At 68.9% G+C, this 14743-nt stretch carries 14 protein-coding genes; all 14 read right to left on the bottom strand.

Annotated features, from left to right (window positions below; all coding sequences use genetic code 11):
• Positions 1–2: 2 nt before the first annotated feature.
• Positions 3–662, bottom strand: coding sequence for an HAD family phosphatase (locus ABZ664_RS24385; protein ID WP_362514196.1), 660 nt, complete (start codon positions 660–662; stop codon positions 3–5).
• Entirely contained in the window at positions 659–1939 is a 1281-nt protein-coding gene (locus tag ABZ664_RS24380) for a 2-phospho-L-lactate transferase CofD family protein (RefSeq protein ID WP_362514193.1), read from the bottom strand. The genes ABZ664_RS24385 and ABZ664_RS24380 overlap by 4 nt, the downstream gene beginning before the upstream one ends.
• Complete coding sequence (locus ABZ664_RS24375) at positions 1936–2748, bottom strand: glycosyltransferase family 2 protein (protein WP_362514190.1); 813 nt, start codon at positions 2746–2748, stop codon at positions 1936–1938. The genes ABZ664_RS24380 and ABZ664_RS24375 overlap by 4 nt, the downstream gene beginning before the upstream one ends.
• Positions 2749–2817: 69 nt before the next feature.
• Entirely contained in the window at positions 2818–3561 is a 744-nt protein-coding gene (locus ABZ664_RS24370) for a hypothetical protein (protein WP_362514187.1), read from the bottom strand.
• A 446-nt stretch (positions 3562–4007) separates the two neighbouring features.
• Complete coding sequence (locus ABZ664_RS24365) at positions 4008–4352, bottom strand: hypothetical protein (protein ID WP_362514184.1); 345 nt, start codon at positions 4350–4352, stop codon at positions 4008–4010.
• 185 nt (positions 4353–4537) lie between these two features.
• Positions 4538–5278 (bottom strand): aspartate/glutamate racemase family protein, encoded by a 741-nt coding sequence (locus ABZ664_RS24360; protein ID WP_362514181.1) that lies wholly within the window; start codon positions 5276–5278, stop codon positions 4538–4540.
• A 139-nt stretch (positions 5279–5417) separates the two neighbouring features.
• The gene (locus ABZ664_RS24355; RefSeq protein WP_362514178.1) at positions 5418–6737 is read right to left on the bottom strand and encodes an FAD-dependent oxidoreductase; all 1320 of its coding nucleotides are present in this window, start codon (positions 6735–6737) and stop codon (positions 5418–5420) included.
• Positions 6738–6821: 84 nt separating this feature from the next.
• On the bottom strand, positions 6822–7697 hold the full coding sequence (locus ABZ664_RS24350) for a family 3 encapsulin nanocompartment shell protein (RefSeq protein WP_362514175.1): 876 nt from the start codon (positions 7695–7697) through the stop codon (positions 6822–6824).
• Positions 7698–7775: 78 nt separating this feature from the next.
• Positions 7776–8627 carry a methyltransferase domain-containing protein gene (locus ABZ664_RS24345; protein ID WP_362514172.1) on the bottom strand — a complete coding sequence of 284 codons (852 nt, stop codon included), beginning with the start codon at positions 8625–8627 and terminating at the stop codon, positions 7776–7778.
• A gap of 102 nt (positions 8628–8729) precedes the next feature.
• The gene (locus ABZ664_RS24340) at positions 8730–9557 is read right to left on the bottom strand and encodes an SDR family oxidoreductase (RefSeq protein WP_362514169.1); all 828 of its coding nucleotides are present in this window, start codon (positions 9555–9557) and stop codon (positions 8730–8732) included.
• Between the two features lie 97 nt (positions 9558–9654).
• Complete coding sequence (locus ABZ664_RS24335) at positions 9655–10674, bottom strand: sulfotransferase (protein ID WP_362514166.1); 1020 nt, start codon at positions 10672–10674, stop codon at positions 9655–9657.
• Positions 10671–11864: an MFS transporter gene (locus ABZ664_RS24330; protein WP_362514163.1), complete on the bottom strand. Its 1194-nt coding sequence runs from the start codon at positions 11862–11864 to the stop codon at positions 10671–10673. Before ABZ664_RS24330 ends, ABZ664_RS24335 begins: the two co-directional genes overlap by 4 nt.
• Before the next feature lie 2 nt (positions 11865–11866).
• Positions 11867–13294, bottom strand: a complete 1428-nt coding sequence (locus ABZ664_RS24325; RefSeq protein WP_362514160.1) for an aminotransferase class I/II-fold pyridoxal phosphate-dependent enzyme — start codon at positions 13292–13294, stop codon at positions 11867–11869.
• 876 nt (positions 13295–14170) lie between these two features.
• Positions 14171–14740, bottom strand: a complete 570-nt coding sequence (locus ABZ664_RS24320; RefSeq protein ID WP_362514157.1) for a PadR family transcriptional regulator — start codon at positions 14738–14740, stop codon at positions 14171–14173.
• Positions 14741–14743 lie beyond the last annotated feature (3 nt).

Genomic DNA, 14743 nt, shown 5'->3' with positions numbered 1-14743 from the left:
CGCTACTCCTGGTGGAAGATGGACACGATCTCGTCAAGGTCCGATACGGCGATCGCCCCCGCCGCGGGCTCGGCGGCGTGGACCTGGAGCGTCACCAGCCCGGCGCCGACCGCGGACGCCACCCCGTGCGCGGAGTCCTCCACGGCCACGGCGTCGGCCGGGTCGACGGCCCAGCGACGGCAGGCGTACGCGTAGAACCACGGATCGGGCTTGCTCACCGTGACGTCGTCGCCGGTGAGGACGGCCCGGAAGTAGCCGTCCAGGGAGCAGGCCGCCAGGACCCGCTCGACCGACCCGCGGCTGCCGCTGGTGACCAGGTACGCCGTGCGGCCGTCCTCCGTGAGGCGTCCGAGGAGACGGCGGGCACCGGGCAGCACGGTGACCATTCCCGCCTCGACGTACTCGTGGTAGAGCCGCTGCTTGCGCCGGGTCAGTCGCTCGGCCGCGCCCGTGTCGCCGGGGACGAGCCGTGACGCCACCTCGGCGGTGCTCGCACCGGTGTGGTCGGCGTACCTGAACGAGGCGAGCGCGCCGGGCGCGATCTCCGTGATCGCCTGAAGGAACGCGGCCTCGTGCGCCGGGCAGGAGTCCACGATCGTGCCGTCAAGGTCGCACAACCACGTCCGGCGGCCGGCCACCACGCCGGCCTGCGAGGGGGTCACTCGGCTCCCGCCAGCGCCGCCTCGCCGCAGATGGCCATCAGGGCGTCGACCGTGCTGCGGCCGCCGTGCACCCCCGGACGTCCGAGATCCTCCAGGTCGGCCGTGACCCACCGCGCCCCGGCCCATTCACCGCGGTCGATCACGGCTCGCGGCGCCGGGGGCATGGGCGGCAGGCCGTCTGACGGTGTGCCGGGGGTGGGGCACAGGATATGGGTGACGGTGCCCCGCTCGTTACGGGGGTCACCGAGATAGGACAGGGTGAGGTCGACCAGATCGGGCGCGGTCAGCCCCTGGATGTCGTGGTCGTCCCGGATGTTGACGACGAACACCTTGGCCACGGCCCGGCTCGCCGCGATCGCGTCCGTGACGCCCGGCGTCAGGTAGCTCGGCAGGAGCGACGAGTGCGGGGTGCCCGGCCCGTACACGAGGAGGTCGGTGTCCCTGATCGCGTCCAGCGCTTCCTGGCTCGGCGTGACGTCGGCGCGATGGGGTGCCAGGACCTCCCGCACCCGTGCGGCGGGCAGCCCCTCCAACTCGGCCCGGAACCGGCGGCCGATCGGCTGACGAAGCAGGAACAGGTCGGTGATCGCCTCGCCGTCCTGCGGCGCGACGATGTCGGCCTCGTCGGCCAGGAGGCGGCCGTTTCGCTTGAGCGCGGCGAGGAAGGCGTTCTCACCGCCGGTCACGTTCAGCAGCCGGACCGGGGAGCCGAACGTGTGGGCGCAGGAGCGGACGGCGGCGTTGAAGTCCTCCCCCGCGCGCAGATACGCACCGGCGAACACGAGGTTGCCGAGCGCGCAGTCGCCCAGGTCGATCCCGTACGGTTCCGCGCCGAGCCGGCGCGCGAACAGGCGCAGGTCCCGCGTGATCTCCTCTCGCGCCTCCGGCCGCAGCGCGTCGAACGGCGTGCCGGAGACCGAGCCGGCCGGCGGACGACCCGCGCGCCGCCCGGACGAGGCGATCTCGTCGATGAGGTCCCCGAGACGCTCCGGCGTGATCCCGGCCGGCAGGCGATGTTCGAGGACGGACATCAGCGCGGCCTGATGCGCATCGCCGCGGTCGAGGTGGAGCAGGCAGTTCTTCCGGAAGTCGGACGGCCCGAGCATCCCCGGGAGATAACGCCGCAGCGCGCCGGTGGACAGTCCGTTGTCGTACCCGTTGATCACCAGGGACAGGGTGAGCCCGGGGACGCTCAGCAGCCGGCGCGCGATGCTGGCCCCGCCGCGCCCGCCGCTGAACATGGTGACCGCGCTCAGAGGGTGTGGAGGAGCGCTCATCGGGTCTCCTCCGTCACACGGGCTGCCGCCGGCCGTGGCGGTGCCGCGGACGGGCCTGGTGCGCGCAGGACGCCCCGGCGCAGCAGCCAGTTGCGGTATCCCACGTAGCCCACGAACAGCGCACGGTCCCACGCTCCCTTCCAGAACCGCCAGCCGCGACTGCCGCCACCGCGCTGCCGGTGCTCGATGGGGAGTTCCATCCAGGTATGACCCAGTTCGGCGACTCTCGCCGTGATCTCCGTCGAGCAGTTCATCCCACCGGACTCCAGCGGCAGGGCGCGAAACAGCGGGCCGCTGACCACCTTGAAGATCGAATTGAAGTCACGGTAGCGGGTGCGGAGCAGGGCGTTGCTGACCGCGCCGCTGGCCGCCGACCCCCACCGGTAGGGCAGGCCGTCGGCCTTCCTGATCCGGGCACCGGAGAAGGCGAGCGCCTCACCGGCCTGGATGCGCGGGATGAACGCGTCGAGATTGGCGATCGGGAACTGGCCGTCCGAGTCGAGCAGCACGACCCAGTCCAGCCGGGTGTGGGCGATCGCGGCGGCGATCGCGGCGCCCGCGCCCCGATTGCGGTCGAACGAGACGACGACGAGCTCGGGGCAGTCGGCTCGCAGTGCCGCGAGGATGGCTCCGGTCGCGTCGCTGCTCCCGTCGTCGCATACGACGATCTCCCACGCGCCGACCGCCGGGTGCCGCTCAAGGTAGTCGCGCCACTCCGTCACCGCCGCTGCGATGTTGTCCGCCTCGTTGTACGCGGGTGCCGCCACCGAGATGTCGACGCTGCGGGCCCCGACATGCGTGTTCGGCAAATCTCACCTCCCGGAAGGGCTTCAGATACGGGCATGACGGCCATGACGAGATGGATCCGCCGGAGCCGGTTACCGGACCGGCGCGAGTTCCCCGGCCCCCAGCAGGCGGGCGATCCAGCGATCCAGGGGAAGCAGCTGGATCCCGATGGCGATCGGAACGTGCGCGAGGGCGAACAGGATGGTCGCGCCGTACGAGATCGGACCGCCGGTGAACAGGTTGATGTGGGGGGCGTCGATGACCTCGGGGATCGCCACCGGGTTGACGACGAACCACATGAGGTCGAGAAACCCCGAGAACAGGATGACGACGCCGGTCGCCATGATTTTCAGGCAGCGGCCCGGACTACCGCCCCCGATCCGGTAGGCGGCGGCGACCGTGAGGACGATCGCCGGATAGAGCAGCAGATAGAGGTGCGTATAGAAACTGTCACCCTGCGCGCGTGCGACGTCGCCATAGTAGAACCAGCTGATCCGCGGGATCATGTAGCCGGTGAAGAAGACGAACGGGATGTAGACCAGCCACTGCAGGCGCGGCGACACCCACGGGAAGAACGCGATGGCCACACACAGGCAGGCGAACGCGAGCAGCTTGGCCACGAGCTCCCATGCCGTCTGGATCTCCCGCGCGTGCGGGGTCGCCAGCCAGACGAACGCGGCACCGGCCGCCCCGGCGACCAGAGACAGCCACCATATGTGCCGGGCCCATCGACGCCGCCCGCCAAGGACGACGTCGGAGACGGGCTCGGGTCGACTCGTGGTGACGTTCCCGTCCAGGAGCGACCGGGATGACGGGCTTTCGTCACGTGCCGTCATGAAGAATCGGCACCTTTCTTCCAGACGAAGGGCGATCCGGGATGGTTCACGTGCTCCGGGCACAGGCCGCGGGAGCGCTCCCACACAGTATGGCAGCACCTTCTCCAATGGCGCTAAATATACGAAAATGTGATCTTTTTGCCCGCCGCCCTCGAAAACAGGTTTGGAGACGCACACGAATGCCCAGGTGAACCCTTATACAAAATTCAACTTCCGAACATACTTCTAGACGGAGGCGCCGTCATACGCCCCCTCCCAAATAGCGGTTCCGCAACTCGACTTTCGGACAATTCGTCGCGCGCCCCGTAAGGGGGTTCGTCTCTCCGCCCCAGGCGCCATTCCGTCGTCACTCTGAGCGATCAGGCATGGGCTTCACCTCACGAGTCGCCCGCCGCCTTCCACCGGCCGCCCCCTGGAAATGCGGAGGACGTCATAGGCGGTAGTCCTCAGCAGGTCGTCGACGAGGCCGCGGACATGGTCGAGTTCGGCCCCGAGCACGGCCCGCTGGTACTCCGACTCCACCAGGAAGACCCGGGGCAGGAACCTCCCCCCTCGGTCAGATCGGCCTCCAGCTCCGACAGCCGCGCCCGCAGAAAGGCCAGGCGCTCCTCGAGCGCGGCACGGACCTCGTCGGGCGGCAGCACGAGCATGAAGGCGAGCGCGGCGGGAAACTCGCGGGCCCGCTCGGAGAGCATCGTCCGCCCCTGGACATCCGGCGTGCCGCTCTTGTGACGGGCGTACCACTGGTCGACGAAGAAGCAGTCGGACCCGTAAGACTTGACATCGCCCACATCGCCCACATCGCCCTCACCGCGCCCCACGACGACCTAGGCGTGCCCGGCGCCCCCGGTGGCGTCACGGAAGTCGACCAGCTCCACCTTACTTTCACCACACTTGCTCAACGGCAACGAGGTGACCACTCGCGGCCAGAACAATGGCATCGGCAAAAATACCGGTGTATTACGTCCCGTCGCGGTCACGTGTTCCCTGCGGGTCCGGGGGGACCGAAAGGACTGCGGGTCAGGCTCCGGTGAACCATCTGGGTGAGCGTCACGATGTCGAAGACCGGCATGCCGAGCTGCGCCTGGATCTCGTGCGCGTAAGGCACCACGTCGGTGCATTCGATGACGAGCGCCCCCATGTCCGGGTTCTCCTTCGCCAGCCGTTCGGTCTGGCCCAGCACCTCGCGGCCCAAACGGTCGACGTCGAGTTCGGCGCGCCGCCCTTCGAGCATCACCTCGCGAAACTCCGGCTGGTCCTCCAGGCCCACGACGCAGACCGGGATGTGCTCGGCACCGACCGCCTCCAGGTGACGCCGGGTGAGAGAGGGCTTCTTCGCGACCAGCAGCCCGACCTTCCGGTCCGAACGGATCATGCGGTGGACCATGGGCAGCTGGATCAGGCTTGAGGCGTAGAGCGGCACGTTGACCGCGTCGGCCAGCTTCCTCTGGAAGATGGCGAGGAAGCCGCAGGCGCCGGTGATGGCCGCCGCGCCCCGCGCTTCGAGTTCCTGTGCGGCGTGAATGAACGGGTCGAGCAGACCGGGGTCGGCCTGGGTCACCACGCGTTCCGCCGTCGCGCCGTCCACGACCCGGTAGATGACGGGAAAGTCGAAGGTGGTCCGGTTGCGAATGTGTCCTGGGATCTTGGTGAAGTCGGTGTCGCAGCAAAGGACGCCGACCGTGACGTCGCGCGTCGTGTCCATCTTGGCTGCCATGAGGGTTCTCTCCCGTCGGAGGGGGGGTGGTCAACGCCATGAGTACGGGTGTGGGCCCGGGGGGCTTCGCTGTGACAGCAGCCGCGCCGGGGCCGGCTTCTGTCATGTCGTGAGTACGGGTGTGGGCGTGGTCCCCGTGTCAGGGCCGGCGCCGGATACGGCCTCCGTAGCGATCGGGGCGCAGGGGCGCGAGATCCGTCTCGGGCCGTTCTCCGGTGACGATCTGGGCGATCAGCCTGCCGCTGACCGGCGCGAGACCCATGCCGATGTGGCCGTGGCCGCACGCGACGGAGAGGTTGCGGTAGGGGGTGACACGTCCCAGATAGGGAAGGCCGTCGGGGCTGCAGGGGCGGAAGCCGCTCCAGGTTTCGAGGATCTCGGTGCTCTCCAGTCTCGGAAGGTAGGTGTGGACGGTTCGCAGGACGCCGTCCACGCGGCGGCGGGAGATCGTGGCGTCCAGACCCGCCAGTTCCAGGGTTCCGCCGAAGCGGAGGCGGTCGCCGAGGGGTACGAGCGCGACCTTCCCCTCCCCCAGAAGAACCGGCAGCCGAGGCGCGTTGGCCGGTGCCTTGACCGTGACGGAGTACCCCTTGGCGGGCTGGAGCCTGAGCCCGAGGTTCAGGTCGCGGGCGCATTCCGCCGACCACGTCCCGGCGGCGACGACCGTCTCGCGAGGGCCGAGATCCCCTCGCGTGGTCCTGACCCGCCGGATCCCGCGGCCCGCGACCTCGAAGCCGACGACCTCGGTCCGCTCGTGGATCTCGACGCCCATGCCTTCGAGCATCCGGGCGAAAGCGGTGACGAACTCGGGAACCCGCAGGTAGGCCCCCTCCTCGTTGTACAGGGCCCCGCAGATGTCGAACTCGGCGTCCGGTTCGAGCGCGCCCAGCTCCCCTGGTTCGAGGACGCGCAACGGCACGCCGCTCGCGACCGTAGCGGGCACCGACAGGCACGCCTTCTCGAACCCCTGCGGTGTCCTGTACGCGAGGAGCATGCCCTGGGCGGTGAAGGTGGAGGCGAGGTCGCCCGACGCGCACAGCTCGCGCAGGATGCCGAGGCTTCGCTTCTTCATGTCGACCAGCACGCGGAAACCGGCTTTCGCGTCCCGTTCGTTGCAGGCGCGGCGAAAGTGCCAGAGCCAGGACAGCAGCTCGGGGTCGAGCCGCGGTCTGATGGAGAAAGGGCTTTCCGGATCGAGGAGCCAGCGCAACCCCTGGGCCATCACGCCGGGCTCGGCGAGAGGAAGGGCACCCTGCGTGCCGACGAAGCCGGTGTTGCCGTACGAGCAGGACTGGGGACCGCCGACCGGCCCGCGTTCCACGACGGTCACGCCGTGACCCGCGCGACGTAGATAGTAGGCGCAGAACAGGCCGACGACGCCGCCGCCGATGACGAGGACGTCGGGATCGCTCCGGATGGGCGCCGGGCTCGGCGAGTGTGGCGGCGGTGCTGTCGGCATCTGTCGTCCTCTACGGGGTCACGGGCCCGGGCTCGCGGCGTTCGTGGGATCACGCTCCCGGGGTCGCACTCACGGGAGTCGCGGTCACAGGGTCACGATGAAGAAGTTGGTCATGAGGTTGATCACGACCCGCTCGTAGATCTCGGCCATGAGCGCGATGCCGGGCTCGGCGAAGGTACCCGGGGGCGGCTCGGCGAAGCGGATCACCGAACGACCGGCGTCGAACAGCTGGGCGCCGTGCCCGAAGTCCCCGACGATGGCGGTTCCCGGGTCGACAAGGCGCGTACGCACGATGAAAACGCCGTTCTGCTCCAGGTCGTCCATCAGACGGCCCTGTCCCATGAACCGGTAGTAGTCGACGGGGTTGATGATGAGGCCGTCGGCCGTACCTCCCATCTGCTCCGCCTCGTTGCAGGCCGCGAGGATCGTCGAGGTGAACGGCCCCTTCGACGTCATGCGTATGACGTCCGGGATGTTCAGCAACCCGCCCTTTCCGCGAATGATGGTGTGGTTCTCGGCCGTACCGAGGCGAACGATCAACCGGTAGTTGATGAAGGACTCGAAGGTCTCGGGGTCCTCCCACAGGCCGGGCGGTACCTGCACCCACGCGGTGGTGGGATACAGCTCCGGGATCGGCGACTTGTGGAAGCGGTTCGCCGCCTCGCGCCTCAGGTCGGCCTCGTCGACCACGGGGTCCTCCGGCCGGGGCGGGCTCTCCTGCCAGTAGTACCGCCGGGGGTCCCTGGAGAGGTCGACGACCTTGAGCATGTTGCGTGCCGGATAGCGCGGCTTGCGCCGCGAGCTCGTCAGCGAGTCGGTGATCGTCACGTCGTACTCGACGGAGGCCTCGAGTCCTTTGTCCATACAGGCCTCGACGAACATCCGGCCCGGCGACATCTGCTTCTTCCGCTCGGCGACGACCTCGGCCATCGTCCGTTTCATGCCTTCGGTACGCTGCATGGCTTCCTCGCTCGTGGTGGTTCCGCGCTCATCGTGGTCTGGGACTGATGGTGGGTCGGTGTCCGTGGCGGTTCGGCGCTACGACGTGGTGGTGCCGGGCTTTCTGGCGACGAACATCCCCCAGCCGAACTCACCGTCGTCGATGGCGACCTGGATCTCCGCGCAGGACTCGGCGAAGGCCAGCATCCAGTCGCGGGCCGCGGCGTCCTGCGTCGCCCCGGCGCGCTCCGTGGCCGTCCTGCCCAGTACGCGGTAGGTCTGCCTGATGTGACTCTCCAGGTTGCGCGCGAGCAGGATCTCGAACCCGGCCTCCTGCAGAACGGTCTGGTAGCCGACGAACGAGTAGCCGCTGTTCCATCTCACCCGGTCATAGACGTGCTTGCGGGCGCGCTCACCGATCTCCTCCTTGGGCTGGAGAAAGTCGGAGAAGGCGAAGATGCCCCCGGGTCTGAGAACACGGTGGATCTCGCGGTGACTGCCGGGCTTGTCAGGTACGAGGCAGAGCGCGTCCTGGCTGACGACGTGGCTGAAGGTGTCGGCCTCGTAGGGCATCTGTATGACCGAGCCCTCGCGGAACGCGATGTCGAGCCCGGCCTCGGCGGCGAGGGCCTCCCGCGCGAACTTCACGCGCTCCACGCTCAGGTCGAGCCCTTCTCCCCGGCAGCCGAACCGTCTGGCGAGATGAATGAGGAAGTTGCCGCAGCCGCAACCGACGTCGAGGACGAAGGACGAGCCGCCGATCATGGCGTCCGCGGCCAGGATGTCGGAGGTCCGCTCGGCGGCGGCACGGTAGTCGTCGTCGGTGTCGTCCGAGAAGTAACCGGTGTGCAGGACACCGTCGCCGTCCCAGAAACTCAGATAGGTGCTGAGTGTCTGGTCGAAGAAGTCACGGACGTCCGTCTCGGTGTAGGGGTGGCTGGTCTTCGACATCACGGATGCCTTCCTTGTCTTACGGAACCCTGTCTTGGGAAACCTGTCTCGAGTCCTGTCATCCGGACCTCCCGCCGGGACCCCCCGGCCGCCACGCGCCCCTCATGTGAAGGTGTCCCTGCTCGCCAAGGTGAGGTGGGCCGGCTCCGGTCCCACCACGCTGGCGCCACCGTCGATCAGGTGGAGCCCGCCGGTGACGAACGAGGCCCGCTCCCCGGCGAGGAAAGCCGCCACGGCGGCGAACTCGGCCGGATCGGCGAGGCGGCCCAGGGCGTTGTGCCCGCCCATGACGCGCAGCTGGGCTTCGACGTCGCCGTCCGCGGCCAGTTTCGCCGCCGCCCGTTCCACCGGCGGTGTACGGGTCGCGCCGGGCGCCAGCACGTTGACGGTGATACCGTCGCGGCCGAGCTCCGAGGCGAGCGACTGGGCGAACCGCACGATGGCTGCGCGGGTCACCCCGGACAGCGCCAGCTGCGCGATGGGGACGCTCGCCGTCTCCGAGGCCACGAAGAGCAGCCGGCCCCACCGGGCGGCCTTCAGATGCGGCAGCGCCGCGAGAGCGAGGGCGACCGCGGGGAAGAGCACCTTGTCGACGGCCGCCTGATAGTCGGCCGGGGCGAACCGTGAGGCCGTGCCGATCGGCGGACTGCCACCGCTGACGAGGACGATGTGGAGCGCGCCGAAACCGGCGGCGACCTCGTCGACCCAGCGGCGCGCCGCGTCCCCGTCGGTGACGTCGACACTCGTGGCGTGCACGCGCCCGCGTGCCACCGCCTTCACACTCCGTTCCGCCTCCGCGAGCCGGTCGCGGTCGCGTGCGCCGATCGCGACGTGCGCGCCCTCCCTCGCCAGTTCCATGGCGGTCGCCAGGCCGAGGCCACTGGAGCCACCGGCGACGAGCGCGACCCTGTTCTCAAGCCCCAGGTCCAACCGTCCTCCTCCCTCGCCGTTCTTGCCGTTCTCGCCGGTGCCCGGGACATCCGTCCTACGGGTCCCCCGGTGCACGCGGTCCGCCGCCGTCCAGGTCCTAACGCTCACCGGCCGCCCGTGGCGGACCGGCACCGCGCCGCCACGGGCGGCCGGTGAGCGGTGTGCCGCCGTAGCCGTAGCGCCGAAAGAGCGGCCATGACAGCGTCGTCGCGGTCAGCCGGGCGGGCATGGAGAGGCCGGTTCTCCAGGAGTCGTCCCGGTTCCGGATGACGGTGGTGCCGGTGTTGAAGCGGTCCGGGTTGCCGGTCACCGTGTGGTTGGTGTGGAGCTCGATCGTCTGGCCCCGCATCGGGTTGGTCTCGGGGTCGGCACCGCAGAACCGCAGCAGCGCGTCGATCGTCCCGGCCGGGTCGGCGATGAACTCCTCGTAGCGCAGGAACATCGACCGCTCCGGGTGGCGCCGGAGGATCGCCTGTGAGGCCACGTTGAAGCCGTACCAGTAGGCCGTGCTCTTCCTGGACGACATGACGTAGCAGTACTGTTTCTCGCGGCTCCACGACTGGGCGACCGCCCGGGGGTCGCGGACGAGATGGACGTAGTAGGGCGTCACCCCTTCGAGATGCGACAGCAGGGCCGCCTCGCCAGGGATCTTGGTGGTGTCCACGAGCACGCGTGCGCCGGTCAGCGCGGCCACGGCGTGGTAGGTCCGCGTCATCAGGGCGGCGTGCTCGCGGATCTCGGTGGAGCGCAGCCCGCGGCCGAGCACGCGCCAGGTGTGCCGCGTCCGCACGCAGGCCAGCTGGCGGCGAATGACGATCTCTGCGTGGGCCTTCGCCGAGACCCCGGGCGGCCGGTCGAGAGGGAGGATTCTCGACCAGATGTCACACTCGGTCAGTGGCCTGCCACAGCCGCACGAGCTGTTCGCGCCCATGCCCGCGGCGTTCTTCCACAAAAAGTGCATCTCCCCGACGTGGAAGAACTCCGGAACCTCGTTGAGGACGTTGCCGATGATGGTGCTGCCGTTACGGCACCAGCCGGTGACGCAGAGGACCCTGAGCGACGGCGCGCCCGGTGGATCTGATGTGTTGATGGCGTACTCCTGACTCGACGGGCTCAACTCACGGCCGCCGGCCGCGCGTCGGGCCGGCGGACACACAGCGACACGGCCACGGCCGTCGCCGCACAGGCGGCACCGACGACGAACACCGCGGGGTAGCCGAACCCGGCCGCGACCGCTCCGGCCAGCGGCCCCCAGACGGCCAGGCCCAGGTCCCAGAAGGAGGTGTAGGCACCGATCGCGGCTCCCTGCCTCGACGGGTCGGTACGGTTCATCACCATCAGGGCGAGCGACGGGTGCAGCAGGGAGAACCCGACCCCCATGATCACGCTGCCGAGCACGGCGACGGGCAGGTTCGGGGCCAGGGCGATGATCAGCAGGCCGAGGGCCTCACCGGCGCCGGACCAGGTCGCGACCGTGCGCGGCCCGAGCCGGTCCGGCAGGTGACCGATGAACAGGCGAGTGCCGGCGTAGACGGCGCTGAAGGTACTGAGCACGACGACGCCCGACGACACGCCCCGAGCCTGCAGGTGGAGGACGACGAAGGCGGCGATCCCGGCGTATCCCGCGGCGGCGAGCGCGAGTGCGAGTCCCGGCAACAGTACGGGCCGCGGCAGCAGGGTGCTCCCCCAGTTCCGTCCCGCACCGTCCTGCCCCGCCCGGGGTCGCTCGGTCCCTGACGGCGCGGGGACCGAGCTGATCAGCAGGAGACCGGTGAGCGCGGCGGCGACGCTGAAACCCCACACCGCGCCGTACCCGAAGTTCAGCAGCGCCGCGCCGAGAAAGGTCCCGGCCGAGATCCCGCCCCACATGCTGATGCCGTAGAGCCCGATCAACTGCCCGCGGCGGTGGTGCGGCGCGAGCGACACGACCCAGACGGCACCCGCGGTGAAAAGAGACGCCTCACCGACACCGAGCAGCAGCCGGACGGCGACAAGACCGTCCAGGCCGAGCGGCAGGAAGTAGAGCAGGCCTCCGACGGCGATGACCAGTGCGCCGGCCAGCATGACAAGACGGTGGCCGTAGCGGTCCGCGAGGTGGCCGGATATGGGCCGTACGAGCAGGGCCGTGAGCGCCGTCGCCATGACGACCAGCCCGACGGCGAGGTCACCGGCGCCGAAAGTCTCCCTGACGAAGCCGGGCAGTACCGGGATCACGGCGGTGAGACCCAGGTAGCCGCAGAAAAGCCCTCCGAAGACCCCGACGAGAGCGAGGCGCGGGATCGTGCTCCTTTCCGCGGGGGCCTCCATCGCTACTGTCCCACGGGTGCGGGGTCGGCCAGCCCGGCGGCCGGTTTCGCCGAAGGACCTGAGCCCTGACCAGCGGGTGCGTACCCGCGATCGTCGCTCAGGACGGCCCGCGCCGGTTGCGCGTGGCGGCGGTCCGGCGCGACGGCGGCGGCGACCTTGCGGACCGCCCTGATCAGCTGATCGCAGTCCTCCGCCGAGAGACTGGAGGACAGGGGGACGTCGACCGCCTCTTCCAGGTATCTCGTGGTGTTCGGCAGTAGCGCCTTGATCTCCTCGGCGTCCTTGTCACCGAACATGAACCGCCAGTTCCAGAAGACCCGCACGTTGGTGTCCTCGTCGGAACCGAGGTTGCGCGCGTCGACGCCCTCGCGGCAAAGGGCGTTCGCGAACCATTTCGCGTCCACGCCGGGAACGCGGAAGATGAACGCCTCACCGAGGTATGCGCCGGGTTCCACAGGCTGCCGGATCGCGATCCGGGAGAGGCCGGATAGGGCCGAGGCCACGTAGGTGTAGTTGCGGTGGAAACATTCCAGGCGCAGCGGCAGCCGGGCCATCTCCGCGCGCAGCAGGGCCGCCCGGATCTCGTCCATGCGGAAGCTGAGCAGCGGCAGGTCGAGATCGGTGCCGATCGGCGGCTCGCCGTCGGGAAAGTGCCGCCGGAAGCGTCCCTCGTAGGCGCCGGAGAGCACGACCGCGCGGGCGAAGAGCACGCTGTCGTCCGTGGCCAGGAAGCCGCCCTCACCACAGTTGAGCGACTTGTCTGACTGGGTACTGAAAGCACCCGCGAGCCCGAAGGTGCCGAGCTTGCGGCCCTTCAGTTCGGCGCCGAGGGCCGGTACGGCGTCCTCGAACACCGGCACGCCCATCTCCGCGGCGAAGCGTGTCAGAGCCTCCATGTCGGCGGCGAAACCGCGCATGTGGACGACCAGGATGCCTTTGATGTCGGGTGTCCAGCGGCGGCGGAGGTCCTCGATGTCCATATGGAGGTCCTCGTCCACCTCCACCAGGAGGGGGGTACAACCGGCGAGCACGATGGCGCTGGGGGTGGCGACGAAGGTGAAGCCCGGGCAGGCGATCAGGGAACCCCGTGGTATCCCCGCGGCCATGATGGCGAGCGCGATCGCGGTGGTACCGCTCGACACGGCCAGCGCGTGCTTGGTTCCGAAGTAACGGCACAGTTCCTCCTCGAACCGGCCGCACTCGGTGTCGCGCTGGGATCGGTAGTCGTAGCGGAAGTAGAGATGGCTGCGGATGGCTCGGATCGCCGCCTCCTCGTCCTCGGGGTGGACGAAGACGGCCCCCTTGTCGTAGGTGGGCCAGGGTACGCGCCGGACAGGAGCGCCACCGTGTATGGCGAGCCGCGCGTCCTCGGCCTCCTCGCTCTCCGGCAGCGGCCGGACCGGCGCGGGCCCCTCCTTCTTTCTGTTCACCGTCGAGCTCCTTGTTGCTGGCTGGCTGGTTTTCTCGTCGATGGCTTCCGGGCGTGCGTGATCACCACCACCGGCGCGGTCATGGTCACGCGGGGCCGGCGGTGTCGAAGGTGGCGGCGGTGAACTTGCCCGTCGCACTCCCCGCCGCGATCACGGGGCAGGGAGCGGACAGGAAAGAACGCTGACGATCATTCGAGAAACCCCGGAGATCAATTCTTCCGGGGATTACTCAGGCTCGTGGAACAAAATTATCGATCATGGCGGGGACTATGGAAATCTTTAGAATGTTCCCTAAATGCGCCAAGGGTGTCAATGGCCAGAAATGGTATGGCTGAGAAAACGAGCACCCGATCCTCCGTACGCGCCCACGGTCACCCGCAGTCTTCCGGGCACCGGATAATCACCGTCTCCACGGCTCCGGCGGTGCGCGTCGCGATCCGGTGGAGGCCGTGACTCGCGTGCGGCGAGGACGGTCATCGCTTCACGTCCCCCGACAGGAGCCACCCTGACCTGGAAATTCTTTATATGTCGCCCATCTCAGCCGTCGAAGCTCCCGCCATCGGAGGGGTCCGGCGGGATCCGGGGGCGGGACATCGACGACCCGCATCCCCAAAACCCTAAAAACCTATAAATAAAGTCGAAAATCCGGATTCAAAGCATCGCCGGCCAGAACGGCTTGATCTTACCCGACCTCACCCCGTATTTGACATATCAATTTCGGTCGTCGCTTTATTTGTGTTTGCGGAAATACCTCTCAGGTACCACCGAAAGCGCCTTCCCGTTTCCCTTGCGACCGGATCCACATTCACAGCTCATCCGAAATGCCTTCGCGCGACGAGGGCACTCCCGGCGAATTCTCGTCCACCGGTTCCGGCACTACATGCGGTAGTCCCAGTCGAGCAGGCCCGCGCGCAGGTCGTCGACGAGGCCGCGGACACAGTCGAGTTCGGCCCCGAGCACGGCCCGCTGGTACTCCGACTCCACCAGGAAGACCCGGGGCAGGAACCTCCCCCCCTCGGTCAGGTCCGCCTCCAGCTCCGACAGCCGCGCCCGCAGAAAGGACAGGCGCTCCTCGAGCGCGGCACGGACCTCGTCGGGCGGCAGCACGAGCATGAAGGCGAGCGCGGCGGGAAACTCGGGAAACTCGCGGGCCCGCTCGGAGAGCATCGTCCGCATCCACCGCCGCAGCGTGTCACGGCCCGCGTCGGTGGGCTCGTAGACGGTCCGCTCCGGGCGGTTCTCCTCGCGTGAGGTCTCGCGGACCGCGATGAGCCCGTCGCGCAGCAGCCGGTCGATGGTCTGGTACACGCTGTTGCGCTGCGCGACGTTGACCACGTCGTCCTTGTGCCGCTCCCTGATCAGACGCTGCATCTGGTACGCGTGCATCGGCGCCTCGACGACCAGGGAGAGCAACGCCATGGCCAGGGGAGATCGCCTCGTAGACATGGC

The sequence above is a fragment of the Streptosporangium sp. NPDC006930 genome (assembly GCF_040635605.1).
GTDB lineage: Bacteria > Actinomycetota > Actinomycetes > Streptosporangiales > Streptosporangiaceae > Streptosporangium.
Note: the sequence above shows the minus strand (reverse complement) of the source record. Positions and strands in the feature narration are given on the sequence as shown.